We start from the raw sequence: 25,575 nt of genomic DNA, 5'->3' as shown, positions 1-25,575 counted from the left end.
TCGACTTCACTTCATTGCGCTCGAAATGACACAATCATTAAAAAAACCTCACAGGTTTTAAAAACCTGTGAGATTTCATGTTTTATTTAAAAATTAGCTGGCAGCTGAAGGCTGCGAGCTAATAGCTAAAAAATCACCCTACAATATTTACAATCTTACCTGGTACCACGATCACTTTTTTAGGTGTTCTACCGTCTAATTGTTTTTGCGTACGCTCGTCTGCCATTACCGTTTTCTCAATTTCATCTTTACTCATATCCAATGCTAATTCCATCGTAAAACGCATTTTACCGTTAAATGAAATTGGATAATTCTTAGTGCTTTCTACTAAAAATTTCTCTTCAAATTTAGGATAAGTAGCGGTTGAAATGGATTCGGAATGTCCCAACTTATTCCATAATTCTTCAGCAATATGTGGTGCATAAGGAGCAATCAATACAGCTAAAGGTTCTAGAACTTCGCGACTATTACATTTTTGAGCATTCAGTTCATTCACACAAATCATAAAGGTAGAAACCGACGTATTAAAACTGAAATTCTCAATATCTTCCGTGACTTTTTTAATGGTTTTATGCAATGTTTTTAACGAATCTGCCGAAGCTTTTTCCTCTGAAACCTCAAATTGATCGTTTTTGAAATATAACTTCCAAAGTTTCTTCAAAAAGTTATGTACCCCGGTAATTCCGGCGGTATTCCAGGGTTTTGCCTGATCTATAGGCCCCAGAAACATTTCGTACATACGTAATGTATCTGCGCCGTAATCTTCACAAATATCATCTGGATTCACCACATTATATTTTGACTTCGACATTTTTTCCACCTCACGACCTACAATATAAGCTCCGCTTTCTTCAGTTATAAATTCAGCTTCTTTAAATTCTGGCCTCCAGTTTTTAAAAGCTTCAACATCTAATTGATTCGAAGAATTAACTAAATTGACATCAACATGAACATTATATAAATCATGAAATTTATAATCTTCTAGTTCATTTTTAATCAAGAATTCATTAACAACTTTAGCATAATCATTCTTATGATTATTGGATATTGCTATATATCTCTTTTCTGTTAAATTTGGAGAATTTATTATTGTATAATGAATAAATGCACTTTCACCCAAAATCATTCCTTGGTTGATCAGTTTTTTAAAAGGTTCTTCTACCTTTAGATAACCGCGATCTTTTAAGAATTTGGTCCAGAATCTGGAATATAATAAATGTCCAGTGGCATGCTCGCTTCCACCGATATATAAATCTACATTTTCCCAATAATCCAGTGCGGCTTCAGAGGCAAAAACCTCATCGTTTCCGGCATCCATATAACGGAACAAATACCAGCTACTACCAGCCCAACCCGGCATGGTATTTAATTCTAATGGAAATACGCTTTCATGATCGACCTTATCGTTGCTTACTACTTTATTAGCGGTAGTATCCCAAGCCCAATCGGTAGCGTTTCCTAATGGTGGCTCACCAGTTTCGGTTGGCAAATATTTTTCAACTTCAGGTAGATGCAATGGCAAATGCTCTACATCGATTAGTTGTGGTAAACCATTTACATAATACACTGGGAATGGTTCACCCCAGTACCGCTGGCGAGAAAATACCGCATCTCTTAATCGATAATTTGTTTTTCCATAACCACAACCGATTTCTTCTAATTTAAGAATCGCTTTTTGTAGCGCTTCTTTATATTCTAATCCGCTTAAAAAATCGGAATTAGCGATTACCGTTCCTTCTTTACCGCTATGAGCTTCTTCAGAAATATCGGCGTTTTCAAAAATATCTTTTATAGGGATTTCAAAATGCTTTGCGAAGTCATAATCTCTTTGATCTCCACATGGCACCGCCATAACCGCTCCCGTTCCGTAACCTGCCAACACATAATCACCAATCCAAATTGGCACCGGTTCTTTAGTAAATGGATGCTCTGCATAAGCACCGGTAAAAGCTCCTGATATAGTTTTCACATCAGCCATTCGCTCACGTTCACTCCGTTTTGCAGTCGCTTCAATATAAGCCTCTACTTCTTCACGCTGCGCGTCGGTAGTTATTTCTTTCACCAACTCATGTTCCGGTGCAAGCGTCATAAACGTCACTCCAAAAATAGTATCTGGTCTAGTGGTGAACACACCAACTTGATGCTCTGTTCCCTGAATTTTAAAATCTACATGTGCTCCAACAGATTTCCCGATCCAGTTACGCTGACTTTCTTTTAAACTGTCGGTCCATTCCAGCTCTTCCAGGCCCTTAAGCAAACGCTCTGCAAAGGCAGAAATTCGCATGCTCCATTGTGTCATTTTCTTACGGATTACCGGATAACCACCTCGTTCTGAAACGCCGTTTACAATCTCATCATTGGCCAAAACCGTTCCTAATTGCGGACACCAATTTACTTCAGTTTCCGCTAAATACGTCAATCGATATTTTAATAAAATTCGTTGTTTTTCTTCGGAGGAAAACTTGTTCCACTTCTCTGAAGAAAAATCTTCGATAGCATCATCACAAGCAGCTTTTACCCGTGTATTTCCTTCTGAAACAAAAATTGCTTCAAGTTCAGAAATCGCTCTTGATTTATTAGCCTCTAAATCGTACCAAGATTCAAATAACTCACTAAAAATCCATTGCGTCCATTTGTAATATTCCGGATTACTTGTACGTACTTCTCTACTCCAATCAAAACTAAACCCGATTTTATCTAATTGCTCACGATATCTTGCAATATTCTCCTTAGTAGTAATTGCAGGATGTTGCCCGGTTTGAATGGCATATTGTTCAGCCGGCAGTCCAAAACTATCGTAACCTTGTGGATGCAATACATTAAAACCTTTATGGCGTTTGTAGCGTGCATAAATATCACTAGCAATATAACCTAGTGGATGCCCAACATGTAAACCAGCTCCTGAAGGATAAGGAAACATATCCAGCACATAATATTTTGGTTTCTCTGATGAGTTTGATGCTTTAAAAGTTTGGTTTTCTGCCCAATACTTTTGCCATTTGGCTTCAATGTCGTTGAAGTTGTAGTTCATTTTCTTTCTATTTCTGAACGTCCTAAACGGACTTTATTTTAATCGGAACCCGATAATCGAGATTAAATACTTAAGACTAGCCTCGCAATCAAAAATCTTCTTATAAAAGTTTTATGGGCTTTTCCTAAGGTAATTTCCTGAATTCCGTAATTATCAATTCTTAACAATGGCTGCAAATTTACAATTTTAAAATGGTTGATGGTAATTACAATTGGAAATAGCTAAAGGCTTTTAGAGAATAGCTATTAGTCTTCAGTAATCAGCTAAATTTCTCTTAAAGTTTGAAGAATCTTTCTTTTTTCCATTGACGAAAAAAGAAACAAAAAAGTCTAGGCTTACGAACCTTGCTCTAAATTGTTCGTTCGGAAGCTAAATTTCAGAAACTCGCTACGCTCAAACACCCTGAAATTTATAAGCTTCTTTCACTTTAAATTTTACGAGCAATTTTCGATAGGCCATAATTAAATTTCAGCAATCCTAAGAAATAATATTTGAGCTGACACCTCAAATTATTTAATTTTCGATTAAAATGAAGTTAGAATTAAATTTTGATCTTTGCGCTACGAAATCTTTAAAATGCTAATGAGATGCTGAATCAAGTTTAGCATGACGGTAATTAACTCATTCACGACCCAACAATCAAAATTCAACATTTTTTACCCCAAAAACTTTTCTCTATTTTCTAAATTCTAACAGCAAAGCGGTCTAAATTCTCAATTCTGATTTCTAGCTTCCTTTTCCATCGGTAATAATGCTCGATAGATAAATTCGTTTACCGGAGTCTCGATTCCTAATTTTTTGCCTTGCTTTACGACATACCCATTAAAGTTTTCTAATTCAGAAGGACGGCCAGCCATAATATCTCGTTGGGTTGAAGCTGTTGCAGTTAATCCTTGCTTACCGATAAATTGAAATAGTTGTTTAATATCTTCATCATCAAAATTAACTCCTTTTGCTTGTGCGATGGCTTGGATTTCAAGACCGGTTTTCTTTAAAATGTCCTGTAAATAATCGTCTTGCCACATTTTACCGATACTTACACGTGTTAATCCTCCTAAACCACTTACGGTAGCTATAAATCCAAATTTTTTCCAAACTGCTTTAAGGATATCATCCGAAACAATTCCTTTAAAGCCAGCATTATTGAAAATTTCTTTCAATTTTAAAACTCGATCTGATTTTTCGTTATCTAATTCTCCAAAGATAATTTCAGGATCAAACTGAAAATGATTAATTACACCCGGAGCTTCTTTTTTACTATAAATTCTGCAAAAACCGGCTAAAATATTTTTCTTAGGCAATACTTCCTGAAGTTTTTCCATATTATCGGCTCCATTTTGCAACGGCAGTACCATAGTTTCTTCAGTAATAATCGATTTTAATTGTTTTGCGGCATCTTTTATTTGCCAAGATTTTAAACCAAAAATTACTAGATCAGGAGTAGTTACCTGAGACAAATCATCGGTTGCAAAAGCAGGATTAACGGTAAAATCTCCGTTTACACTTTTAACTTTTAATCCGTTTTCTGTTATAGCTTTTAAATGTTCGTTTCTGGCAATAAAAGTTACATTGTGACCTGCTTGTGCCAGCCGACCTCCAAAATAACCTCCAACTCCACCAGTACCGTAAATAAGAATATTCATAACTAAATTTTCAATCTTTAAAATTCAGTTTAAATTTAAAAATATCCAATCGATATATATAAAATTGATATGACTAATTCAAATTACCCCTTGTTAGAATAATTCGTAAAGTTTGAGTGTTAAGAAACTCAGGAAACCGTTTACTTTATTATTTTTACAAAAAATTGATAGCTATTTATGAGTACATCTTTTGAAAGATATCAAAAGCGACGCTTAATTTCGTCTTATTTCTCTGTGGTACTTAGTATTGCATTGGTGCTTTTTTTATTGGGAATATTGGGATTATTAATATTGAACACCAAAAAAGTAGCAGATCATTTTAAGGAACAGATTGCTCTAACGGTATATTTTAAAGATAATGCTAAGGAAGAAGCAATGCAAAAACTGACTAAAAGTTTAGATACTGCATCGTATACACGTTCAGTAACATTTGTCTCTAAAGAAGAAGCAGCAAAACAAACCAAAGAAGCTATTGGAGAAGATTTTATGGAGTTTTTGGATTATAATCCTCTTCAGAATTCTATTGATGTTTATATGAATGCTGATTTTGTTTCATCGGAACAAGTTGAAAAAATAGCGGCTGATCTTTCTAAAAATAAAGAGGTAGATGAAGTTTCTTACGATAAACCTTTAATTTCTCTATTAAACAATAACCTAAAAAAAATTAGTTTTTGGGTGCTTATTGTAAGTGGCCTGTTCACATTTATAGCTGTTTTACTTATTAACAGTTCTATTCGGCTTTCGGTATATTCAAAACGTTTTACGATTAAAACAATGCAAATGGTCGGCGCCACAAAAGGTTTTATCCGTAGGCCTTTTATTTGGAATAGCATAAAATTAGGAATGATAGGAGCTGTTTTAGCACTTATAGGCATGGCTGCTGTTATTTATTACCTAAACAACAGTTTTGCTGAACTTAATTTATTAGGCGATAAAAAAATTATACTAGCTTTGTTTACAGGAGTTTTCTTGGCAGGAATTATAATTACCTGGTTAAGTACCTTCTTTGCAACCACTAGATTTTTAAATTTAAAAACAGACGAGCTTTATTATTAAGCTAAAATTTATTTAAATGAGCACTAAACAAACCCCTCAAGAACAAGATAAAAACTTCATATTCGGTAAACGAAATTACAAATTCATGTTTATTGGTCTAGCCGTTATTGCATTAGGTTTTATTTTGATGGCAGGAGGAGGAAGCGACGATCCGAATAAATTTAATGATACTGTTTATAATTTTAGACGTATTCGCTTAGCTCCCACTATTGTTTTAATAGGTTTCGGAATACAAGTATTTGCTATTTTAACTAAACCAAATAAAAAATAAAACGTGGATACATTAGATGCTATTATCTTAGGAATTATACAAGGATTAACCGAATTTTTACCCGTTTCTTCTAGTGGCCATTTAGAATTAGGAAAAGCTATTTTAGGAGATAGTAGTCTTCCTGAAGAATCAATGATGTTTACCGTTGTTTTACATTTTGCAACGGCATTAAGTACCATTGTTGTATTTAGAAAAGACATATTCGATATTTTTAAAGGTCTTTTTCAATTTAAATGGAATGAGGAAACAAAATTTTCAGCTAAAATTATTATTTCAATGATTCCTGCTGCTTTAATTGGCATTTTCTTCGAAGATTATCTAGAAGAATTATTTGGTGGAAGTGTAGTATTTGTAGGATTCATGCTAATAATTACAGCACTGCTTTTATGGCTAGCCGATAAAGCAAAAGATACGGGGAAACCAGTAAGCTTTATGAATTCGTTTGTAATAGGAGTTTCTCAAGCTATCGCCATGTTACCTGGAATATCGAGAAGTGGATCAACAATTTCTACTTCAGTATTATTAGGAAACGATAAAACTAAAGCAGCTCGTTTTTCATTTTTAATGGTTGTTCCACTAATTTTTGGTAAAATAGCAAAAGATTTATTAGATGGTAACATTACTGAAGAAGCTGTAGCAGGCTCACACCTTATTATAGGCTTTATAGCTGCATTTTTATCGGGGTTGGTTGCCTGTACTTGGATGATTTCTTTAGTGAAAAAAAGTAAACTCTCTTATTTCTCTATTTACTGTTTTATTGTAGGTATTCTGGCTATTGGCTTTGGATATTTTGCTTAAAATATAATTTAGCCTTAATAAAAACTTGTGTTTATTTCAAACTGAATACAGATTGGTAATTTAAAATTACAGCATTTTATAAAAACTCAAATTTTACCTACGCCAGTTCTAAATTTGTGGTTAAGTTTGAAACCAAAACAGATTTTTTTCATGAATTACACTACTATTACCGCTGAAGATTTTAAGACAGGTCAAATCTTACTTTTTGATAAACCCTTAAACTGGACGTCTTTTCAGCTCGTTAATAAAGTACGTTGGATGATTCGGAGAAGCTGTGACATCAAAAAAATCAAAGTTGGACACGCCGGCACTTTAGATCCATTAGCTACAGGGCTTTTAATTATTTGTACCGGAAAATTTACTAAACGAATTCCAGAGCTTCAAGGGCAAATAAAAGAATATACAGGAACTTTTACACTTGGGGCAACGACACCTTCTTACGATTTGGAGACCGAAATTGACCAACGTTTTCCTATCGATCATATTTCTGAAGCAAAAATCGAAGAAATCAAGAATAATTTTATAGGCGAAATTGAACAATATCCGCCTGTATTTTCTGCACTAAAAAAAGATGGAAAACGGCTATATGAATATGCCCGAAAAGGGGAAGCTGTAGAAATAAAACCCAGAGCAATTACTATCGAAGAATTTGAAACGGATGCTTCTGCATTTCCAAATATCAATTTTAAAGTGGTATGCAGCAAAGGGACTTACATTCGAAGCCTAGCTCACGATTTTGGACAAAAGTTAGAAAGCGGAGCGCATCTCTCTACATTACGAAGAACTAAAATCGGTGATTTTCGTATAGAAAATAGTGTAAACCTTGATAATTTTGAAAAACAATTACCAAGGCCCATTTCAGATTTTTAGAAACGCTTACCGATAGATACTCCTAGCCTAGGGTAAACCTCATAATCATTACTATCGCCAAAAAGTCTGCCCGCACCGGCATAAATTTCGCCCACATAATTATTACGAGTTAACAGTTTAAACCCTACGGCTGCCCCTAAACCAAAATTGGTATTCTTTTCATCATGCATTTTTGGGTAGCCAGTGTAACTATAATCGAGATAAACATCTCGATACGAAGCTAAAGCAGCATTGGCTTCAATAAAAAAACCCGCATTTTGTTTTTTCCCGAAAAACAATCGGTAATAAGGGGTAGCAATAAAACGTAAAGCCAAATCTTCTGCCTCGTCTAATCCAATTCCTACCGCAAAACCAATACTGCTATTATCTTCTAAAAAATACTCATATGTTAGTTCTGGAATACCTGCAACAGCCATCCCTAAATTCAACTTCAATTCATGTTTTGTAGAATCGATAGTTGTTTCATTTTCTTGGGCTGAAATAATGAACGAGACACTTAATAAAAAGAAAGATAGTATTATTTTTTTCATTTTAATTGATGATTAGTTTACCTACTAAAATACCCAAAATTGTTAATACTATTTCACTTTTTTTAAAACAATATTAACATTTTTAGGTGTACATTATGCAACTATATAGAAACCTTTTTTCACTAAAAACCTAAAGCCGTTTCTTTTGATTATAAATTTTAAAGATATTAACTTCACAAAAAAATCGCTTAAGAGATTTATGCCATTTCTTGAAAAACATAAGGCCTTATTACTCACTATTTCGGTATTTCTAGTACTACTTTTAGTGTTGTATAATTGGCACTTAGGCAATAATTCGCGTAAAAACAGTGAGTTTTTAGTTGATCTTGAAGCTTTTTCTAAAGTAAATCAAGAAAAAAAAGAAGTTGAAAAACCAAAAGAGCAAGAAAATAAACCTACCGATAAGCTACAAACGCACCGAGCTTTTAATCAAAATTCGGAAGCTAGAGAAGTTAATTTCAATAAACAGTTAAACAAAATTTTTGAAAAAAATTCTGCTGCTAAAAAAGAAGTTTCCGAAAATTCTAAAAACACAGCTACATCAGGAAATTATACAATTTCCAAATCGAATAAAAAAGCACAACAACAATCGGATGGTGATAATTCCAATTCTAAAATTAGCACGAAAGCCGGTAGCTTAAAAAACAGTTCAATTTCTTTTAACTTATTAGGAAGAAATGCTGTTTCTATTCCAAATCCCATTTATACTTGTGATATGGGCGGAAAAATTGTAATTAATATTCAAGTAAATAAAGCCGGCCGAGTTACCGAAACTTCTTTCAATAAAGCCAGTTCTACTTCAGATAATAAATGTTTGGTAGATAATGCGCTACTATATGCCTCTGAAGCAAAATTCACCGAACTTTCCGGAAAAGATAACCAACCCGGCACCATTACCTACCATTTTAAACCTTAGGCAAAATGTATGGCTACCCAATTTTTAAAATTAACATTAATCACTACCCATCAAAATTCAATCACAAAAGCTGAGAAATTTGCCAAATTTGTATGCCAAGTTTTATCTGTTGCTGAAAAATATAAAATATCGGAATACGATAAATTAGAAAACGCTTATAAAATTGATATTTTTAATAAAATAGAAACTAATAATCCGATTGAAAAATCTATTGAACTTACCGATAGAATTTGCTCTCCTTGGCTGATTTTCTATAACAGAGAAGAAAATATAGTAGAACTAATTTTTAATAAATCAGAAAGCTCTAGTTTTAAAAATCAACGTTTAAATGTTTTAAACTGGGCTAATTTTACAATAGAATCTCAATAAATTTTAAAATAAATTAAAATTAGACTTAAAATATATGACCCAAAAACATAAATGCGGCTGGTGTTTAGGCAGCTATTTGTATGAAAACTATCACGATACAGAATGGGGCGTTCCATTACATGACGAGCAACAGTTATTTGAATTTCTAATTTTAGAAACTTTTCAAGCAGGACTTAGCTGGATTACGATTCTAAAAAAAAGAGAAAATTTCAGAAAAGCGTTCGATAATTTTGAATATAAAAAAGTAGCGAATTATTCCGATAAAAAAATACAAGAACTACTTAAAGACAGTGGAATTATTCGAAACAAATTAAAGGTTAACAGCGCAATAACAAACGCAAGAAACTTTATTAAAATTCAAGAAGAATTTGGGAGCTTTGATAATTATATATGGAGTTTTGTAAATGGAAAACCAATCCAAAATACGGTAATAGATTATAAAAAAGCACCAGCTACTACAGAAATTAGTGACAACTTAAGTAAAGATTTAAAAAAAAGAGGGTTTAAATTTACTGGTTCCACTGTAGTATATGCATTTATGCAGGCCATAGGAATGGTTAACGATCACGAAAAATCCTGCTTTCGGAATGAAGAAATAAAAAAGCTTACAAACCCGTAAATTCTTTTTACTTATTAAGGTATTTTTGTACTGAAACAAAAGGTTACCTGAAATATTTATGATTTTCGATTATTCTAAACATTTACTTTTTTTATTAATATGCTTACTAAGCTTCCATTTACAAGCTCAAAACAATTTTAGTGCTGTAATAAATCCAAACGTTTCGCTTAGTATTAAAACAGAAACTCGATGGTCTTATAATTTTTCAGTACAAAATAGAGATATCGTTTACAAAAATGAAGATTGGGACTTCGCAGCTAAGCATCTTCAATTTTCGCATTTCACAAGTTATAAAACTAGCCTCAGTAGCAAATTAAGTTTAGGAATTCTATATCGTTTTAAAGAATTTCTCGATACAAATAATCACGATGAAGTTAGAATTACAGAGCAATATGCGTATTATCGAAAATATAATCTATTAAAAACAGCCCATCGCATTCGTTTTGAACAACGTATACGAGATATAACATTTTACAGATGGCGATACCGTTTTTCCTTAGAATTTCCTTTAAACAAATCGCAAATAGAGAATAAAGGTTTTTTTATTGGAACCAGCACTGAGCTTCTTTACACTATTTCAAAAAAAACAAGTCCTATTCCGGGAAACAGATTTAGTATTTCTATCGGTAAGGCTTTAAAACCATGCAGTAAAATTAAAGTTGGTTTACAGTATCGCTATGAGGATTATTTGAAAAAAGTGGATAGTCAATTATTTTTTATAAGTAGTTTATCAATTACTATTTAATGGATTTCTAAATACTTTAAAAATTCACTTCTCGGAATTTCTTCTGCCCCTAAACTTTCTAAATGTGAAGTATGTACTTGACAATCGATAAGTTTTACACCTTCTTTTTGTAATTTACGCACTAAACTTATAAAACCATATTTAGAGGCGTTACTAACTTTAGTAAACATACTTTCTCCACAAAATACTTTTTGTTTTTTTAAATAAATACCATATAAACCGCCTACAATTTGGCCATCTTGCCATACTTCTATAGACTGAACAATGTTTTTTTGATGGAGTTTAGTATATGCAGCTTTCATTTCCGGAGTAATCCAAGTACCTACTTGGCCTTTTCGATTAATTTGCGCACAATTATCAATTACATACTCGAAGTCTTCATTAAAAGTAACTTTAAATGCTTCTTTCTTAAAAAGCTGACGCATACTTTTAGAAATTTTTAATCGCTGCGGAAAAAGTACCATACGGGGATCTGGGCTCCACCACAAAATAGGTTGTGACTCATCATACCATGGAAATATTCCTTTAGAATAAGCTTCTATAAGTCGGTCTTCAGTTAGTGTTCCTCCTATAGCAAGCAAACCATCTTCCGAAGCTAACGAAATATCTGGAAAAGGGTGAAAAGGCTGTAAGATTTGCAAATTGATAATTTTATAAACGAAAAAGAAAAAAGAAAGCTTAGCTCAAAAATTAAGCTAAGCCTTTATTACGTATTAAAAAGGAAGATCGTCATATTCCTCATCGTTAAAATCTTGCGCCGGCTCAAATTGATCTGCTGGTGGCGGAACATTTTGTCCTACTGGTTGTTGTTCCTGCAAGTTTTCTATTCGCCAACCTTGTATAGAATTAAAATATTTTGTTTCTCCTTGTGGGCTAACCCATTCTCTACCACGAAGATTAATCCCAATTTTTACTTGCTGACCTACTTGATAACTATTTAACAAATCGGTTTTATCTTGAACAAACTCTACCAATAAATGTTGAGGATATTGCTCTTCAGTAGTTACTACTACTTCACGTTTTCTAAAACCATTATTTCCAAAAGTTTTAGTCTCACCTATCATTTTAATTTTTCCTTGTACTTCCATCTATCTACTTTCTACTTTATTTAATATTTTGCTATTAATAATTTCCAGGCTTCTAAAATTCTATTTTCTGTCAATAACAACTGTGCCTGTTTATGAATCACCTCAGGATCTTGTGTGGCTATAATTTCTACCAAAAAAGCATCATCATCAACAAACTCTTTTGCTTCTTTTAAAGAAGGAATTTGGGAAACACTTCCCAATTTTCCTAAATCGTTACCTGTTAAAATATTGCTTTCTTTAATTTCAGCAGGAATAGCATCTATCCCTATAATTGCTTTAGTGGGCCGTGACACTTCAAATAAACCGGCTTTGGCTCGGCTATACCAATCACCTCCCATTCTAGCTACTAAATCTATTTTCACAGGATTTATATAGCCCTCTTCATCTAAAACAGCTTCTTCTATATGCATTTTTATAACTTCGCAAATCACTAGATTTCCAGCTCCTTTTTGAGATCCTAAACTTGTAATTTCTTTTACTTTACATTCAAACTGAACAGGAGCACCAGCTACCCGATATGCATTTACAACATCTGAACTTTGTTTCTGAAATCCGGATTTTTTAAATTCATCTACAGATTCTTCAAACCCAAAACTAGCCAACGACATTTGTTGTACCATATTGTAAGATACTACATTTACCACACACTCTTTAGTTGCTAATAAATTAGAATGAGTATGTTTAAGCGTATTATCTTCTCCTGTAACAGGTGAGAAAACAATAACCGGCGGCGTGGCACTAAATACATTAAAAAAACTAAACGGCGCTAAATTAGCTGTACCATCTAGTCCTAAGGTACTTACAAATGCAATTGGTCTTGGGGCTATTGCTGCACTTAAATGCCTATACAGCTTATCTCCTTCCTCTGCTGAATGTAAACTTAGCATACGCTCATTTTTTTGCAAAGGTAATAATTAGGCTTAGGAATTTAAAAGTTACCTTGCACAATAAAAATTATTTTTAAACGCTTATATTTAACCGCTTTTTAAATGTAAAGAAGCTGCATGAAGATACGTGACGAACGGAAATTTAATCGCTGGTTTATAATTTTTGCCAGTTTAGTGGTGGTGATTTTGGCTTTATGGAATACTACAATTTTCTTTAATCGCTTAAAAGAAGAAGAACGTACCAAAATGAGTATTTGGGTAGAAGCCCTAAAAGAATTGGATAGAGCTGACAGTAATTCGGACCTAAACCCATTAGTTTTAAATGTACTAAACAGCAATAGAAATATTCCTACCATTCAAACCGATGAAGATGGCAATATAGTATCTGCTTATCATATAGATCCGGCTATTCTAGAAGATACCCTTCGCGCTACCAATTATTTGAATGAATTAAAAGCAGAGAACCAACCCATTATTATGCACCTAGATCGCTTTAGAACGCAAGAAGTATATTATGGTAACTCACCCGTATTAAACAGCCTTAAATATTATCCGTTAGCTTTAGTTACTATTGGTTTTTTAATTATAGGTACAATTTATTTTTTCTATACAACTACCCGCAACAACGAACAAAACAAATTATGGGTAGGAATGGCTAAAGAAACAGCACATCAAATAGGTACTCCGCTAAGTTCGCTCATTGGATGGACAGAAATCTTAAAACAAGAAAACGTTAATGAGCTTTATATACGTGAAATTGAAAAAGATGTTTCACGTTTAGAGATGATAACTGAACGCTTCTCCAAAATAGGCTCAGATCCTCTTTTAGAGCCAACCGATTTAATTCGAGCAACTCGAGATAGTTTTTTATATATGGAAGCTAGAAGCTCTAAGTTGATTGATTTTAAAATTAAAGTCCCTTCTGAAAAAATTACAATCCCCCTTAATGAGCAATTGTATAGTTGGTGTATAGAAAATCTAGTTAAAAATGCAATTGATGCCATGAAAGGGAAAGGTGAAATTAGCCTTGAAATTAAACAGAACGATAAGAACGCTTATATTTTAGTTAGCGATACCGGAAAAGGAATTGATAAAAGCCGATTTAAAGTAATATTTGAGCCTGGACATACTACTAGAAAAAGAGGCTGGGGACTTGGTTTATCATTAGCTAAACGAATTATTGAAGAATATCATAACGGAAAAATACGCGTTGCCCATAGTGAAGTTGGAAAAGGTACTACATTTGAAATTGCTCTAAAAAAAGTAGCTGAAACTAATTCTAGCAAAAGCCAAAATGCTTAATATTTGCCAAAAAAACAGGAATTACTTGCTATAAATCCTGTTCTCAATTTTCCAATTGTATACTTATTTATTATTTTATAAGTTTACGTGAATAGAATTTGCCACTTCTTTAAATTCATCATCAGTCATTTCATATTTTTTACTAAAATCCATATCAGTCATATCTTGAAGAGGTATTAAATGAACATGAACATGTGGAACTTCTAAGCCTACAACAGCCATCCCTACTCGTTTACAAGGAATTGTTTTTTCTAAGGCAACACCTACTTTTTTAGTAAAACGCATTAATTCCATATACATAAGTTCATCCATTTCGAAAATTTTATTAATCTCTCGTTTCGGAATCACAAGTGTATGCCCCATTGCATTCGGGTTGATGTCTAAAAATGCCAAAAACTGACTATCTTCGGCAATTTTATAAGCCGGAATTTCGCCCTTAATAATTTTTGTGAATATACTAGCCATGGTTTATTACTGGTTTAGATTATACTTTAAAATTAAAAATCCTTTTCGAAATTCTTAGTTAAAGAATTAGAAAAGGATCTATAAATTTTAGATATCTTTAATTTTAATCTCTCCAGATTTCTAATACTTCAAATTTCATTATTCCATTAGGAACCTGAATATCGGCTACTTCGCCAACTTTTTTCCCTAGCAATCCTTTCCCTATTGGCGAATCTACAGATATTTTTCCTTCTTTCAAGCTAGCTTCACTTTGAGCAACTAATTTATAGTTTACCTCAGCTCCGTTGTTTTGATTTTTAATTTTCACATTCGAGTGTATCAAAACTTTAGAGGTGTCTAACTGAGATTCATCTATAACTCGTGCATTTGCTACCAACTCTTCCATCTTAGAAATTTTCATTTCTAATAATCCTTGTGCTTCTTTTGCAGCATCGTATTCCGCATTTTCACTTAAATCTCCTTTATCTCTAGCTTCTGCTATGGCATTGGCTGCTCGTGGCCGCTCTACATCTTTTAGTTGATTTAATTCAGCTCTTAATTTTTTTAATCCCTCTGCACTATAATATGATACTTTACTCATAACTTCTTAGTTTTATAATTAGCAAAGCAACTCTGTTACGAGTTTTGTTTACTATAATATGTTTTTTCATGATTTTGGTTAACCTAATGAAATCCTTTTGTGGAAAGGATTAACGTATACAATATGTTGTTTTTAAAATAAATTGCATGTTCATTAGATAGTTTTAATAAAAAAATCCCAATAACTTTGGGACTTATTCTAACAAATATAGCAAATTTACAATTGCTAAAAAAAGATTTTTTAAATGAAGCCTATTTTTCGTCTACTTACTGTTATAAGCTTATTTATAAGCTGTTCTTCGGATAATAATTACACAAAAAACCCAAATTTAATTGACGTTAGTTTTAATTTTAACGCGAATATGGATTTTGCAGAATACAACCAACTTAAATTTCAGGGCAATAGCTATACCACTTACCAAGAAGGAGTTGGCATTTTAGGTATTGTTATTTATAATATTAACAACCAACAATATATAGCTTTTGAACTGGCAGATCCAAACCACCTTCCCTCCGATTGCGACCCAATGCGAGTTGAAGGACTAACTGCCATATCAAGCTGCGGTAACGAATATAGTATTATTACCGGCGAACTAACTAAAGGAGAAGGTAACTATTCTCTAAAGCCCTATCGGGTAGAAAAAAACGGAAATATTTTAAGGATTTACAATTAAGCATTTCTAAAAGTTCCCGGAGTTTTGTACGATTCTTTTTTAAAGAATTTGATAAAGTACGACGGATCTTCAAATCCTAAGCACCAAGAAATTTCAACAATATTCCAATTTGTGTGTTTTAATAATGCCCGAGCTTCTTGAGCTATTCGTTCACTTATAATTTTTGAAGTTGTTTTACCTGTCACTTCTTTTAAAACTCGATTTAAATAATTAGGATGAATATTTAACTGATTAGCAAAATCCCCCGGACTCTTAAGTTTTAGTTGCTGAACTGGATTTTCGATAGGAAATTGACGTTCTAACAATTCTAAAAACAATGAAGTGATTCTCTCTGTTGCATTCGATTCTGTTTTGGCTTGCTTCCGAAGTTCTGCCGGTTGTAACTTTAAGGCTGCATGAATTAATTCAAAAACGATATTCCGTAGCAAATCATATTTATAATTGTACGCTGAATTTATTTCTGAAAACATCTTTTCGTAAATAACCAATATTTGTTGAAATTCAGCATCATTTAAAGAAAGAATAGGCGTGCCACTGCTTTGAAAGATTGGATATTCTTTGAAATTTCCAAATCCACTCATAAAATCTTCAGTAAAAACACAAAAAGCACCGGTTTTATCTTCGGAAAGTGGTTCCCAATTATAGGGTATTTGAGGATTTGCTACTAAAAGCATGTTATTTTCTACTTCGAGTGTTTTATCGGCATAATGCACTGTATTAGCTCCGGAAATTAAGCTTATTTTATAGTAATCTTTCCGGCTATACGGCATTTCCCTAGAAGACCCAAAATAATCTTGCAACCGAAAAACATTAAATTGACCAGTTTTTTTTAGAATATCGCTGGGTAATACCCCTAGCTTTTTTCGGTAAAATTCTTCTAGAGTAATTGTCTTTTCCATTAGTATAAAGATATAAATATGAATAATAAAAAGAGAATTCCGCAGTTTATAGACTTCGGAATTCTTTTTCGCATTATGCGAATAATAAGCAGATTAAATATTTTGTCCACCTGAAACTTCAATACGTTGTGCATTTATCCACTTAGCATCTTCGGTACATAAAAATGCTACTACTCCACCAATATCGTCGGCTTGCCCTACACGGTTTAACGATATTGCCTGCTTTACCTGATTATTCACCTTATCGTTGTCTCGCACTAAGCCGCCACCAAAATCAGTTTCAATTGCTCCGGGAGCTACGGCATTAGCTCGTATCCCAAACTTGCCTAATTCTTTAGCTTGGTACCGAGTAAGCGATTCTACAGCTCCTTTCATGGCCCCATAAGCACTATAACCTGGCATGGTAAATCGAGCTAAGCCGGAAGATATATTTACAATTCCACCATTTTCATTTAAGAATGGTAATAAGGTTTGTGTTAAGAAGAAAACTCCTTTTAAATGAATATTCATCAATCTATCGAAGGTTTCTTCGGAAGTTTCAGCAAAAGGCTCGTTTATACCAATTCCGGCATTATTTACCAGAAAATCGATTTTTTCAGCATTATACTCAGATTCTAAAATTTCCTGAAGTGTAGTCTTAAAGCTTTTGAAACCACTAACCTTAGCAGTATTTAGTTGAAGAGCCACCGCATGTTGGCCATTTTCTTTAATTATAGCAACTACCTTTTCGGCTTCTTCTTTTTTACTTCTATAGGTTAAAATTATATCTAGCCCTTTAGCGGCTGTTTTTAGCGCCATGTCTTTTCCTAAACCTCGACTTCCTCCGGTAATCAATGCAATTTTTCGTTGTATATCCATGATTTTCAATTTTTCACTTAATACAAAGTTACCTTAGAAGGAGAGTAATGGTTAGAAGCGATCAAACCAAAAATGGTAAATTTCAAACACAAAAAAATGCCTGAAAATTCTATCGAATTTCAGGCACTAGAACTAAAAGAAATCAAACAGAATTAAAATCGTAAAGTAATACCTGTTAAAAAGTTTATAGTGGCTTGCGGATAATAATAGGTTCCCCATTTTGGATCGTAATAGCCATTGGATACATATTCTGCATCAAAAATATTATTTACTAATCCGGTAAACACTACTTCTTTAAATATTGGAGCGGAATCCCAAGTATATTGAATATTAAAATCAGTAACAAAATAATCATCTAATTGTGAGGTTTCCAACTCAAAGTTTGTCATGTACTGCTTCCCTATATATTTAGAAAGCAATTTAAGCTCAAGCCCTTTAGTTGGGGTATAGCCTATAATATTACCGGCAACAATTTTCGGAGAAAAAGAAATATCGGTATCCCCATAATTTACCAATTCTTCATTTTGAGTAGATTTAAAATCTTTATTTTTATTTCGGCTTAACGAAATATTTGGACGAATACTTAATTGACTAGTAATTGGGATAGTAGCATCTACTTCTAAACCTAATCGATAACTATTTCCACTATTTGCTCTTACAAAAGATCCTACATTATCTATAGCTCCGGTTAGTACTAATTGATCGCGATAATCCATATAGTACAAATTAGCATTCAGTTTTAATGATTCTGAATTATGACGCCAACCTAGCTCCCAATCGTTTAATTTTTCTGAATTTGGATTTCCATTTTTATAATCACTTCGGTTTGGCTCACGATTTGCTCTTGCATACGAAGCATACAATCGGTTTTCTGAATTTAACTTATAGTTTACTCCAAATTTTGGATTAAAAAATTCAAAATTATCGTCCACATCAATAGGCGATCCATTATCTAATATTCCTTCGGTTTTGTAACTGATAGTACGCAACTGTAAATCTACATATCCGGCTAGATTCTCTACAATTGAAAAGTTCACTTTTCCGTAAATATTAAAATCATTTTTAGTAGCATCGCTAAAATAATACCGTTCCTCTGGAGCTTTATTCATAGCGAATTTTGTATAAATCACCTCTCCAAAATGATCGCCTTTATATTGATTAAATCCACCACCAATGGTTGCATCAAATTTTGAGTTTTCATACTTCAAACTAAATACGGTACCATAAAAATCGTTATCTAGTGATTGCTGATCTACTAAATCCGACTTGGTTACTTCTTCGCCTTCAAAAATAAAATTTTGTAATTTATAATCGTTCAATGTAGCTCCTTCATGGTATTGCTCATAGTATCCCTTACCTTTTGTATAGTGCAAAGCAATGTTTGAAGACCAATTTTCAGTATAAGTCTGATTCCATAATAATTGATAATGATCTTGTTTATAATTGTCGGTTTGGTTATCGTAAAACTGAACATTTCCATCTTCATCTACATATCTTCCTGCCGAGTTATAGGTTCGATTAGTTTCTAAGGTTTCTTTATCGATCCCGTTCCAAGCCATATAGGTTTGTTCTGTGCCCCCAAATGTTATCGCTTTAATTATGGTTTTATCATCTTTATAAGTTCCTTGTAAAAAATACGATTTTAACTCGGTTGAAGCTCTATCTACATAGCCATCACTTTCAATTTTAGAGGCTCTCCCTTTAAATTCAAAATGATCGTTAAACAATCCTGTACTAAATTTCACCGTATGCTTGTGAGTATTGTAAGAGCCATAAGTATTAGCTATTTCTGCATAAGGATCTTTCTTGAAATTATCGGTTAATATATTTAGGCTAGCTCCAAAAGCTCCAGCTCCATTTGTAGAAGTACCTACGCCACGTTGTAATTGTAAGTTCTGAACGGAAGAAGCGAAATCTCCTAAATTAACCCAAAACGTGCCCTGACTTTCCGAATCGTTGTATGGAATGCCGTTTATTGTAACATTAATACGAGTTGCATCGCTACCTCGAACTCGAATTCCGCTATAGCCGACTCCTGCTCCAGCATCTGATGTTGTAACTACATTGGGCATATAATTCATTAAAGTAGGAATATCTTGCCCTAGGTTTCTATCGGCAATCTCTTCATTACTTAATTCACTATACGTAATTGGCGATTCTGCATTAACTCGAACCGACTGTAAAAATACCTCTCCTAAAACTTCTTCTAGACCGCTTAAATCTACATTTAAAGTTTTATCGGAATTAAGGTCTACTTGTATTGTTTTTCGGTTTCCATGTAGAAATTCGACTTTGTAAACTCCTTTTTCTAACAACAATTCATAACTACCAAATTCATTTGTTTGTGTTCCTGAAGAAGCTTTTTCTACATAAACCGATGCGTTCGACAAAGGCTTGCCTTCTCGAGTAACTGTTCCGGAAAGTTTGTACTGTTGTGCCCATACTGATGTAGCTAGAAAAAATAGACTAAAACTGAGTAATACTTGTTTCATCCGTAAAATTTTTACGAATAAAAGGGGTCATTATTCTGTTAGTATAGTTTAATAAGTTTCAAAAAAACTCCTGAATTTCTCCAATTTCAATTTGGATCATATTCAGGAGTTTTACCGTGTTAAAAAACACTATCCCTTGGCAGCATTACCTGCCCAGGTTCTTTGGGTATAATCTCAGCCAATTATTGGCACCCCTTTTTGAGATTGGTAACAAATGTACTACGCTTTTTTAAAAAATTCTATTTATTTGAATTGATTTAATTCCTGTATTTTTGAATAATTATTCCAAATTATGGAAAACACAAAGCGCTCTATAACTATAAAAGTTATTACAGGCTACTTTATAATTGCTGCCTTAGTAGGCGTGGCTGTATGGATTATTTATACACGAGTAATTATTTTTAGCAATATGGCTAAAAATAACAATAATAATAATGCGCAATTATTTTTAGTCAGCGATATTACCAGTGATTTATATGAAACAGAAAATGTTAGTCGCAAATTAATACAAACAGGAACTCCTGAAGATTTTGAATCGTATTATGACCAATTAGATACTATAAGGAAAAATCTAGCTGTTTTAGACAAAAAGTATTATGAAAACGATACGGTACATAAAGAACTAGATAGTATTTATAAACTACTAGACTTAAAAACGGAAAACCTTAAAGCTTTAGTTGATTTACGGGAAAAAGATCGAAATACCGACATATATCAACAAGTAATGCGCCAACTAAAACGCGTAAATGAGACCTTTATTACCAATAATTCTTACGAAGGGCGTTTCACCGACTTAAAACCCCATCAACGTCGTGTTTTAATAAAATGGTTAGAATACGCAAAAGCAGATAATGCTAAATCGCTTACCAATCAAACAGCAGATTCCCTTGTAAATTCTGTAAAAAAAGTATTACATGAATTACAGTATGCTAATAAAAAATTTAGGAATAACGTTCTAGAGAAAGAAAATGCTTTGCTAAATAACGATATGGTTTTAAACCAACAACTTCGAAAAATTTTAGCAAATATTGAAGCTGAAGAACGAAAAGCAGCTTTTATACGAACCAATAAAGCCCAAAACACCTTAGAAGATACTGTTTTTATTATGCTAATTTCAGGTGTGATTTGTGTTGTTTTTATTTTATTATTTCTAATTCTAATTATTAAAGATGTTCGCCGCAGCCAACAATACCGAATTGAATTAGAAAAAGCCAAAAATTTTGCAGAAACACTCTTAAAACGAAGAGAACAATTTATGGCAACCATTACACACGATTTACGGTCACCTTTAAATACAGTTATCGGCTATTCAGATTTGCTAAAAAAAACAAAACTTGCCACCAAACAGCAACATTATCTAGAACATATTACCAAATCCTCTGACTTTATATTACGACTAGTTAACGATTTATTGGATCTTTCCAAATTAGAAGCTGGTAAAATGGTTATAGAAGAACTTCCTTTTACTCCTAAAGAATTAATTACTGATACTGTTTACAATAATATTCCGGCTACAACAAATAGAAAGTTAGAAATCCGTATTGATGCCTCACCAGAAACCGAAAATCAATTTTTAAGCGACCCATTTAGGATTAAGCAGATTATCGCCAACCTTATTACCAATGCTTATAAATTTACCGAAAAAGGATCAATTATAGTTAGTATTTCTGTATTGCATCAAAACGAAAATATATATCAACTTTTAATAAAGGTTACTGATACTGGAATTGGTATTTCTAAAGAAAAACAAGAAATTATTTTTGAAGAATTTAGCCAAGAAGATAATAGTATTGAAAAAAAATATGGCGGAAGCGGATTAGGTTTAACCATAACTAGAAGCCTAACAAGCTTATTAAATGGACATATTTCACTTAAAAGCGAACAGGGAAAAGGAAGTGAATTTTCTGTAAGCATTCCTGTAAAAAAATTGGCTTCTAAATCTATTGAAGCTACTACAGAAAAAAGCCGGGAAGTAACTAATTTAGATCTTTCTAATATTCATGTTTTAGTAATCGATGATGAACCCTCACAACTATCACTAACTTTAGAATTTTTAAAAAGTAAAAATATACTATTTGAAACGGCAGAAAATGGTAAAGAAGGTTTAGAAAAATTAAGCAAAGGTAATTTTGATTTAGTTCTTACCGATATTCAAATGCCGGTGATGGACGGATTTCAGTTCATAAACGCTGTACGAAAAATTCCTTCTTTACAAAAAATACCTATTATTGCACTTTCCGGGCGTACCGATATGGAAGAAACTACCTACATACAAACCGGTTTTTCTGCTAAACTTACCAAGCCTTTTAAACCTACCAACCTACTTAATAAAATTTGTGATGTTTTAGCTATCAAGCAACCTGATACCGTTAAGAATAATGAAAATTCGGAAATAAAAATTCACAAATCAAACTCATTATATAATCTTGATGATATTTATTTATTTTCAGGAGAAGACACGGAAGCGATGTTTTCTATTTTAGCTTCATTTATAGAAAGTACAAAAGAAAATATAAAAAAATTAGAAGCGTTTTGGGAAGCTGGTGATCATAAAGATTTATCACAAATTGCTCATAAAATGCTTCCTATGCTAAAACAAATGCAAGCTAATGCTCTAATACAACCACTAGAAAAATTAGAACATAATAATAGTATTAGTCAGTCGGAATTTGAAAAACTGACTGCTGATTTTAAACAACTTCTTGAACTTTTAAATCAAGAAATTAAAGCTTAATATCGTACTGTTTTAATTTATTATACAGGGTTTTTCGGTCTATAGAGAGTATTCTGGCTGCTTTACTTTTGTTGCCTCCTGTTTTTTCTAAAGCTTCCAAAATGAGTTTTTCTTCATTTTTATTTTTGAAAAGCCCATAATCATCATCACTTTTTTCAGCAGTAGCAATTTCGTGCGGAAGCACTTTCATAGGAATAAGGTCGCTTTGTGTAAGCAATACAGCCCTTTTAACCATATTTTTTAGTTCTCTTAAATTTCCTGGCCAAGAGTAGTTTTTGAAGGCTTGAATTGCAGGATCGGTAAAACCGACTACTTCTTTTTCGAGATCTACATTTGCTTCTTCTAAAAAATGATCTGCAAAAAGCATTAAATCTTCTTTTCGGTCTTTAAGAGCCGGAACTTTTATAGAAAATTCGTTTAATCGATGGTACAAATCCTCTCGAAAATCTCCTTTTTTCACCGCTTGTGCCAAATCTTCATTAGTAGCTGTTACCACTCTAATATCGACTTCAATCTCATTATTACTCCCTACCGGTTTTATCCTTCGCTCTTGTAAAGCTCGTAATAACTGCACTTGCAGTTCGTAACTAAGATTTCCTATTTCATCTAAAAATAAAGTTCCTCCATTTGCTGCTTTAAAATGCCCAACTTTATCATTTATAGCTCCGGTGAATGAACCTTTAATATGTCCAAAAAATTCACTAGAAGCTATCTCTTTAGGAATTGCACCACAATCTACTGCTATAAATGGTGCATCTTTACGTTTGCTTTGCTTATGGATACTTTTGGCAACATGCTCTTTACCGGTGCCACTTTCCCCGGTAATTAAAACCGACATATTGGTAGGTGCTACCAACTCGATATAATCGTTCAATTTTCGAGAAGCATCGCTCACTCCTTTTATAAATGCAGAATTAGGTTTATCGCTTTTTGAAGGTTTTTCTTCAGCCTGTTTTTTAAAAGGTATTTCTTGTTTAGCAACTTCCCTCTGCTCTAGAGCGTTCTCAATCGTTTGTAATATTGATTCTGGCCGGAATGGTTTACTTACGTAATCAAAGGCTCCATCTTTCATTGCCTTTACTGCCATACTTATTTCGGCGTAATTCGTCATTACTACCACTTGTGTAGCCGAGTCTTTAAGTTTTACTTGTTTTAATATTTGAAGACCATCGATATCGGGAAGTCGGACATCTGTTAAAACTAAATTATAGGATTCGTTATCAATTTCTTGTAAAGCATCGTTTCCGGAAAAACATACTTTAGTAGTATAACCTCTTTTAGCTAAAAATGTTTTTAACATCGTTCCAAATGGAACATCATCTTCAACAATCAGAACTTTCGGCATAATTTATTTTTAAAACAGAATACAAATTTAGAAAACTAAATAGCAATTACTTTAAATTAAATATAAAAAAAGAGGCTTTATAAGCCTCTGTCTTTTTTTACGAATATAATTAAAATCTAATTTCCATTTTGCTATTAGTAATTATACTATATCTTTCTAGAAAATTTTGGTTAGTTAGTAGTAGTGTTTTTAGAAATCTACAGTTTATTTTAAAAATAGCTCCGAAAAGTTGGTCTCTTTTTATATCGGATATAGTATTTATTAAATATCTTCTTTCTTTATCCAATTTCCTTCTTTATCTGCATACACAATTTTAGGATCTCCGCTTGTTTGAATGCTTAATTTATATACTTTCTTATCACCCGTATGATTTACCCATGCCTTTGATGCAATAGCACTAAAATCAATCATTACTGCATCTTTTATAGCTTGAGGCAGTGCAATTACTTCAATCTCAGAAAAACCTTCCTCTATTTCTTGATTCTGGCTAATTGTATCTTGCTTTTTTTCAACAGGCTCTTGAGCACTAATTGTTTGAGTTGCAAAAAATAAAGCGGTGATAGTAAGTGTTGATAAAGTTGATAAAATTGTCTTTTTCATATATGTTTTTTTTTAGTTGAATAACTGATAGCCTACTTTTATACTTTATTTATAGAAATAATTGTGCCCAATAATTCAAAAACAAATTAAAAAATTGAAAATCAATACATTAATCATAAAAATAAATAAAAAAAGAGGCCACCACAGCCTCTTCTTAATCCGAAAATCTAAATTATACAACAGCCTAGCAGTCTGTTGCGTTAGTTATTCAAAATCTTTCAATAACCCTAACACTATTTAAATCATTCAAAATTATGCCAGTACATAAACATGTACCAAAAACAAACATAAAAAACTATAAAACAGCAAATTAAACTAGAAAACTAAGAAATATCCAAAAAGATAGGTGTAGAGAAAAATGTAGAAACCTTTTAAAAATGTAGAAATTTTACACAAAACTATAAAGGTTTTTTTCTATTTTGTTTTTTTTCAGACAGCCTCTTCTTTTCTTTTAATCGTTTTAATTTGGCCATTTTACTAGGCTTCGTTTTTTTACGAATTTTTGGTGGTCTAATTCCAATCTCGATCATCTCTAAAAATTGTTTAGTGACAATCTCTTTATTTTTATGCTGACTTCTGGAATTACTATTTTGTAGAACAAGCACATTCTCTTTAGTAATACGTGTAGGAAATTTATGTTGAATTCTTGATTTCTGAATCTCATTTAAAGCATCAGATGCATTTATATCAAAATATAACTCGACTTTAGAAGCTGTTTTATTTACATGTTGCCCTCCCGGACCACTACTTTTAACGGCTCTAAAATCGAGTTCTTTTATTAGTTCTTCTTTATTACTCATGTTT

25 protein-coding genes and 1 riboswitch are annotated in these 25,575 nt (G+C 32.7%); of the genes, 11 read left to right on the top strand and 14 right to left on the bottom strand.

The window, feature by feature from the left end:
• Positions 1-133: 133 nt before the first annotated feature.
• Together ACN0WI_RS01800 and ACN0WI_RS01795 are read right to left on the bottom strand one after the other, a co-directional pair.
• On the bottom strand, positions 134-3,031 hold the full coding sequence (locus ACN0WI_RS01800; RefSeq protein ID WP_417884897.1) for a leucine--tRNA ligase: 2,898 nt from the start codon (positions 3,029-3,031) through the stop codon (positions 134-136).
• A gap of 713 nt (positions 3,032-3,744) precedes the next feature.
• Complete coding sequence (locus ACN0WI_RS01795) at positions 3,745-4,674, bottom strand: ketopantoate reductase family protein (protein ID WP_417884896.1); 930 nt, start codon at positions 4,672-4,674, stop codon at positions 3,745-3,747.
• 177 nt (positions 4,675-4,851) lie between these two features.
• On the opposite strand from ACN0WI_RS01795, the gene ACN0WI_RS01790 reads away from it, so the two are divergent.
• From ACN0WI_RS01790 to truB, 4 genes are all read left to right on the top strand, one after another.
• Complete coding sequence (locus ACN0WI_RS01790) at positions 4,852-5,730, top strand: cell division protein FtsX (protein ID WP_417884895.1); 879 nt, start codon at positions 4,852-4,854, stop codon at positions 5,728-5,730.
• 16 nt (positions 5,731-5,746) lie between these two features.
• Positions 5,747-6,001 (top strand): DUF3098 domain-containing protein, encoded by a 255-nt coding sequence (locus tag ACN0WI_RS01785; protein WP_417884894.1) that lies wholly within the window; start codon positions 5,747-5,749, stop codon positions 5,999-6,001.
• Positions 6,002-6,004: 3 nt separating this feature from the next.
• On the top strand, positions 6,005-6,799 hold the full coding sequence (locus ACN0WI_RS01780) for an undecaprenyl-diphosphate phosphatase (RefSeq protein ID WP_417884893.1): 795 nt from the start codon (positions 6,005-6,007) through the stop codon (positions 6,797-6,799).
• 150 nt (positions 6,800-6,949) lie between these two features.
• Positions 6,950-7,669, top strand: coding sequence for a tRNA pseudouridine(55) synthase TruB (truB, locus tag ACN0WI_RS01775; protein WP_417884892.1), 720 nt, complete (start codon positions 6,950-6,952; stop codon positions 7,667-7,669).
• Here truB and ACN0WI_RS01770 read toward each other — a convergent pair.
• A complete protein-coding gene (locus ACN0WI_RS01770; RefSeq protein WP_417884891.1) occupies positions 7,666-8,199 on the bottom strand; it encodes a hypothetical protein in 534 nt (177 codons plus the stop codon). The genes truB and ACN0WI_RS01770 overlap by 4 nt on opposite strands.
• 199 nt (positions 8,200-8,398) lie before the next feature.
• Here ACN0WI_RS01770 and ACN0WI_RS01765 point away from each other — a divergent pair, with 199 nt between their 5' ends.
• Genes ACN0WI_RS01765 through ACN0WI_RS01750 form a run of 4 tightly spaced genes read left to right on the top strand, consistent with a single transcriptional unit; the run spans position 8,399 to position 10,848 of the window.
• Positions 8,399-9,115, top strand: coding sequence for a hypothetical protein (locus tag ACN0WI_RS01765; protein ID WP_417884890.1), 717 nt, complete (start codon positions 8,399-8,401; stop codon positions 9,113-9,115).
• A 9-nt stretch (positions 9,116-9,124) separates the two neighbouring features.
• Positions 9,125-9,484 carry a hypothetical protein gene (locus tag ACN0WI_RS01760; RefSeq protein ID WP_417884889.1) on the top strand — a complete coding sequence of 120 codons (360 nt, stop codon included), beginning with the start codon at positions 9,125-9,127 and terminating at the stop codon, positions 9,482-9,484.
• Between the two features lie 34 nt (positions 9,485-9,518).
• Positions 9,519-10,103, top strand: a complete 585-nt coding sequence (locus tag ACN0WI_RS01755; protein WP_417884888.1) for a DNA-3-methyladenine glycosylase I — start codon at positions 9,519-9,521, stop codon at positions 10,101-10,103.
• A 58-nt stretch (positions 10,104-10,161) separates the two neighbouring features.
• Positions 10,162-10,848, top strand: a complete 687-nt coding sequence (locus ACN0WI_RS01750; protein WP_417884887.1) for a DUF2490 domain-containing protein — start codon at positions 10,162-10,164, stop codon at positions 10,846-10,848.
• Here ACN0WI_RS01750 and aat read toward each other — a convergent pair.
• From aat to ACN0WI_RS01735, 3 genes are all read right to left on the bottom strand, one after another.
• A complete protein-coding gene (gene aat / locus ACN0WI_RS01745; RefSeq protein WP_417884886.1) occupies positions 10,845-11,489 on the bottom strand; it encodes a leucyl/phenylalanyl-tRNA--protein transferase in 645 nt (214 codons plus the stop codon). The genes ACN0WI_RS01750 and aat overlap by 4 nt on opposite strands.
• Positions 11,490-11,561: 72 nt before the next feature.
• Positions 11,562-11,936 (bottom strand): DUF3127 domain-containing protein, encoded by a 375-nt coding sequence (locus ACN0WI_RS01740; protein ID WP_417884885.1) that lies wholly within the window; start codon positions 11,934-11,936, stop codon positions 11,562-11,564.
• A gap of 20 nt (positions 11,937-11,956) precedes the next feature.
• Positions 11,957-12,823, bottom strand: a complete 867-nt coding sequence (locus ACN0WI_RS01735) for a flavin reductase family protein (RefSeq protein WP_417884884.1) — start codon at positions 12,821-12,823, stop codon at positions 11,957-11,959.
• A gap of 117 nt (positions 12,824-12,940) precedes the next feature.
• Here ACN0WI_RS01735 and ACN0WI_RS01730 point away from each other — a divergent pair, with 117 nt between their 5' ends.
• Positions 12,941-14,125 carry a sensor histidine kinase gene (locus ACN0WI_RS01730; protein ID WP_417884883.1) on the top strand — a complete coding sequence of 395 codons (1,185 nt, stop codon included), beginning with the start codon at positions 12,941-12,943 and terminating at the stop codon, positions 14,123-14,125.
• Positions 14,126-14,200: 75 nt separating this feature from the next.
• Here the strand turns inward: ACN0WI_RS01730 and ACN0WI_RS01725 are convergent, their stop codons facing one another.
• A complete protein-coding gene (locus ACN0WI_RS01725) occupies positions 14,201-14,590 on the bottom strand; it encodes an HIT family protein (protein ID WP_417884882.1) in 390 nt (129 codons plus the stop codon).
• Positions 14,591-14,693: 103 nt separating this feature from the next.
• Positions 14,694-15,170, bottom strand: a complete 477-nt coding sequence (gene greA, locus ACN0WI_RS01720; RefSeq protein ID WP_417884881.1) for a transcription elongation factor GreA — start codon at positions 15,168-15,170, stop codon at positions 14,694-14,696.
• A gap of 244 nt (positions 15,171-15,414) precedes the next feature.
• Between greA and ACN0WI_RS01715 the strand changes: the two genes are divergently transcribed.
• On the top strand, positions 15,415-15,843 hold the full coding sequence (locus tag ACN0WI_RS01715) for a hypothetical protein (protein ID WP_417884880.1): 429 nt from the start codon (positions 15,415-15,417) through the stop codon (positions 15,841-15,843).
• Here the strand turns inward: ACN0WI_RS01715 and ACN0WI_RS01710 are convergent.
• The 3 genes from ACN0WI_RS01710 to ACN0WI_RS01700 form a co-directional block, all read right to left on the bottom strand.
• Entirely contained in the window at positions 15,840-16,742 is a 903-nt protein-coding gene (locus tag ACN0WI_RS01710) for a helix-turn-helix domain-containing protein (RefSeq protein WP_417884879.1), read from the bottom strand. The genes ACN0WI_RS01715 and ACN0WI_RS01710 overlap by 4 nt on opposite strands.
• A 93-nt stretch (positions 16,743-16,835) precedes the next feature.
• The gene (locus ACN0WI_RS01705) at positions 16,836-17,600 is read right to left on the bottom strand and encodes an SDR family NAD(P)-dependent oxidoreductase (protein ID WP_417884878.1); all 765 of its coding nucleotides are present in this window, start codon (positions 17,598-17,600) and stop codon (positions 16,836-16,838) included.
• Positions 17,601-17,752: 152 nt separating this feature from the next.
• Complete coding sequence (locus ACN0WI_RS01700; protein WP_417884877.1) at positions 17,753-20,092, bottom strand: TonB-dependent receptor; 2,340 nt, start codon at positions 20,090-20,092, stop codon at positions 17,753-17,755.
• A gap of 115 nt (positions 20,093-20,207) precedes the next feature.
• Positions 20,208-20,298: riboswitch (TPP riboswitch) on the bottom strand.
• Positions 20,299-20,384: 86 nt separating this feature from the next.
• On the opposite strand from ACN0WI_RS01700, the gene ACN0WI_RS01695 reads away from it, so the two are divergent.
• Positions 20,385-22,826 (top strand): ATP-binding protein, encoded by a 2,442-nt coding sequence (locus ACN0WI_RS01695; protein ID WP_417884876.1) that lies wholly within the window; start codon positions 20,385-20,387, stop codon positions 22,824-22,826.
• On the opposite strand, the gene ACN0WI_RS01690 is transcribed toward ACN0WI_RS01695, so the two are convergent.
• From ACN0WI_RS01690 to arfB, 3 genes are all read right to left on the bottom strand, one after another.
• Positions 22,816-24,171, bottom strand: coding sequence for a sigma-54-dependent transcriptional regulator (locus tag ACN0WI_RS01690; protein ID WP_417884875.1), 1,356 nt, complete (start codon positions 24,169-24,171; stop codon positions 22,816-22,818). The genes ACN0WI_RS01695 and ACN0WI_RS01690 overlap by 11 nt on opposite strands.
• A gap of 261 nt (positions 24,172-24,432) precedes the next feature.
• Complete coding sequence (locus ACN0WI_RS01685) at positions 24,433-24,771, bottom strand: hypothetical protein (RefSeq protein ID WP_417884874.1); 339 nt, start codon at positions 24,769-24,771, stop codon at positions 24,433-24,435.
• Positions 24,772-25,169: 398 nt separating this feature from the next.
• Positions 25,170-25,571, bottom strand: coding sequence for an alternative ribosome rescue aminoacyl-tRNA hydrolase ArfB (gene arfB, locus ACN0WI_RS01680; RefSeq protein ID WP_417884873.1), 402 nt, complete (start codon positions 25,569-25,571; stop codon positions 25,170-25,172).
• Positions 25,572-25,575: the final 4 nt, after the last annotated feature.

Origin of the sequence: Zunongwangia sp., from assembly GCF_048269745.1 — a bacterium.
Classification (GTDB): Bacteria; Bacteroidota; Bacteroidia; order Flavobacteriales; family Flavobacteriaceae; genus Zunongwangia.
This window is presented reverse-complemented; position numbering and strand designations above follow the sequence as displayed.

Bases quoted from the DNA above. Each gene is read 5' to 3' on its own strand.
- ACN0WI_RS01750 (WP_417884887.1), top strand. From the start codon at position 10,162: ATGATTTTCGATTATTCTAAACATTTACTTTTTTTATTAATATGCTTA.
- ACN0WI_RS01700 (WP_417884877.1), bottom strand. From the start codon at position 20,092: ATGAAACAAGTATTACTCAGTTTTAGTCTATTTTTTCTAGCTACATCA.
- ACN0WI_RS01710 (WP_417884879.1), bottom strand. From the start codon at position 16,742: ATGGAAAAGACAATTACTCTAGAAGAATTTTACCGAAAAAAGCTAGGG.
- ACN0WI_RS01790 (WP_417884895.1), top strand. From the start codon at position 4,852: ATGAGTACATCTTTTGAAAGATATCAAAAGCGACGCTTAATTTCGTCT.
- truB (WP_417884892.1), top strand. From the start codon at position 6,950: ATGAATTACACTACTATTACCGCTGAAGATTTTAAGACAGGTCAAATC.
- ACN0WI_RS01690 (WP_417884875.1), bottom strand. From the start codon at position 24,171: ATGCCGAAAGTTCTGATTGTTGAAGATGATGTTCCATTTGGAACGATG.
- ACN0WI_RS01760 (WP_417884889.1), top strand. From the start codon at position 9,125: ATGGCTACCCAATTTTTAAAATTAACATTAATCACTACCCATCAAAAT.
- ACN0WI_RS01715 (WP_417884880.1), top strand. From the start codon at position 15,415: ATGAAGCCTATTTTTCGTCTACTTACTGTTATAAGCTTATTTATAAGC.
- ACN0WI_RS01785 (WP_417884894.1), top strand. From the start codon at position 5,747: ATGAGCACTAAACAAACCCCTCAAGAACAAGATAAAAACTTCATATTC.
- ACN0WI_RS01695 (WP_417884876.1), top strand. From the start codon at position 20,385: ATGGAAAACACAAAGCGCTCTATAACTATAAAAGTTATTACAGGCTAC.
- ACN0WI_RS01740 (WP_417884885.1), bottom strand. From the start codon at position 11,936: ATGGAAGTACAAGGAAAAATTAAAATGATAGGTGAGACTAAAACTTTT.
- ACN0WI_RS01770 (WP_417884891.1), bottom strand. From the start codon at position 8,199: ATGAAAAAAATAATACTATCTTTCTTTTTATTAAGTGTCTCGTTCATT.
- greA (WP_417884881.1), bottom strand. From the start codon at position 15,170: ATGAGTAAAGTATCATATTATAGTGCAGAGGGATTAAAAAAATTAAGA.
- ACN0WI_RS01755 (WP_417884888.1), top strand. From the start codon at position 9,519: ATGACCCAAAAACATAAATGCGGCTGGTGTTTAGGCAGCTATTTGTAT.
- ACN0WI_RS01705 (WP_417884878.1), bottom strand. From the start codon at position 17,600: ATGGATATACAACGAAAAATTGCATTGATTACCGGAGGAAGTCGAGGT.
- ACN0WI_RS01765 (WP_417884890.1), top strand. From the start codon at position 8,399: ATGCCATTTCTTGAAAAACATAAGGCCTTATTACTCACTATTTCGGTA.
- ACN0WI_RS01800 (WP_417884897.1), bottom strand. From the start codon at position 3,031: ATGAACTACAACTTCAACGACATTGAAGCCAAATGGCAAAAGTATTGG.
- arfB (WP_417884873.1), bottom strand. From the start codon at position 25,571: ATGAGTAATAAAGAAGAACTAATAAAAGAACTCGATTTTAGAGCCGTT.
- ACN0WI_RS01725 (WP_417884882.1), bottom strand. From the start codon at position 14,590: ATGGCTAGTATATTCACAAAAATTATTAAGGGCGAAATTCCGGCTTAT.
- ACN0WI_RS01685 (WP_417884874.1), bottom strand. From the start codon at position 24,771: ATGAAAAAGACAATTTTATCAACTTTATCAACACTTACTATCACCGCT.
- ACN0WI_RS01735 (WP_417884884.1), bottom strand. From the start codon at position 12,823: ATGCTAAGTTTACATTCAGCAGAGGAAGGAGATAAGCTGTATAGGCAT.
- ACN0WI_RS01730 (WP_417884883.1), top strand. From the start codon at position 12,941: ATGAAGATACGTGACGAACGGAAATTTAATCGCTGGTTTATAATTTTT.
- ACN0WI_RS01795 (WP_417884896.1), bottom strand. From the start codon at position 4,674: ATGAATATTCTTATTTACGGTACTGGTGGAGTTGGAGGTTATTTTGGA.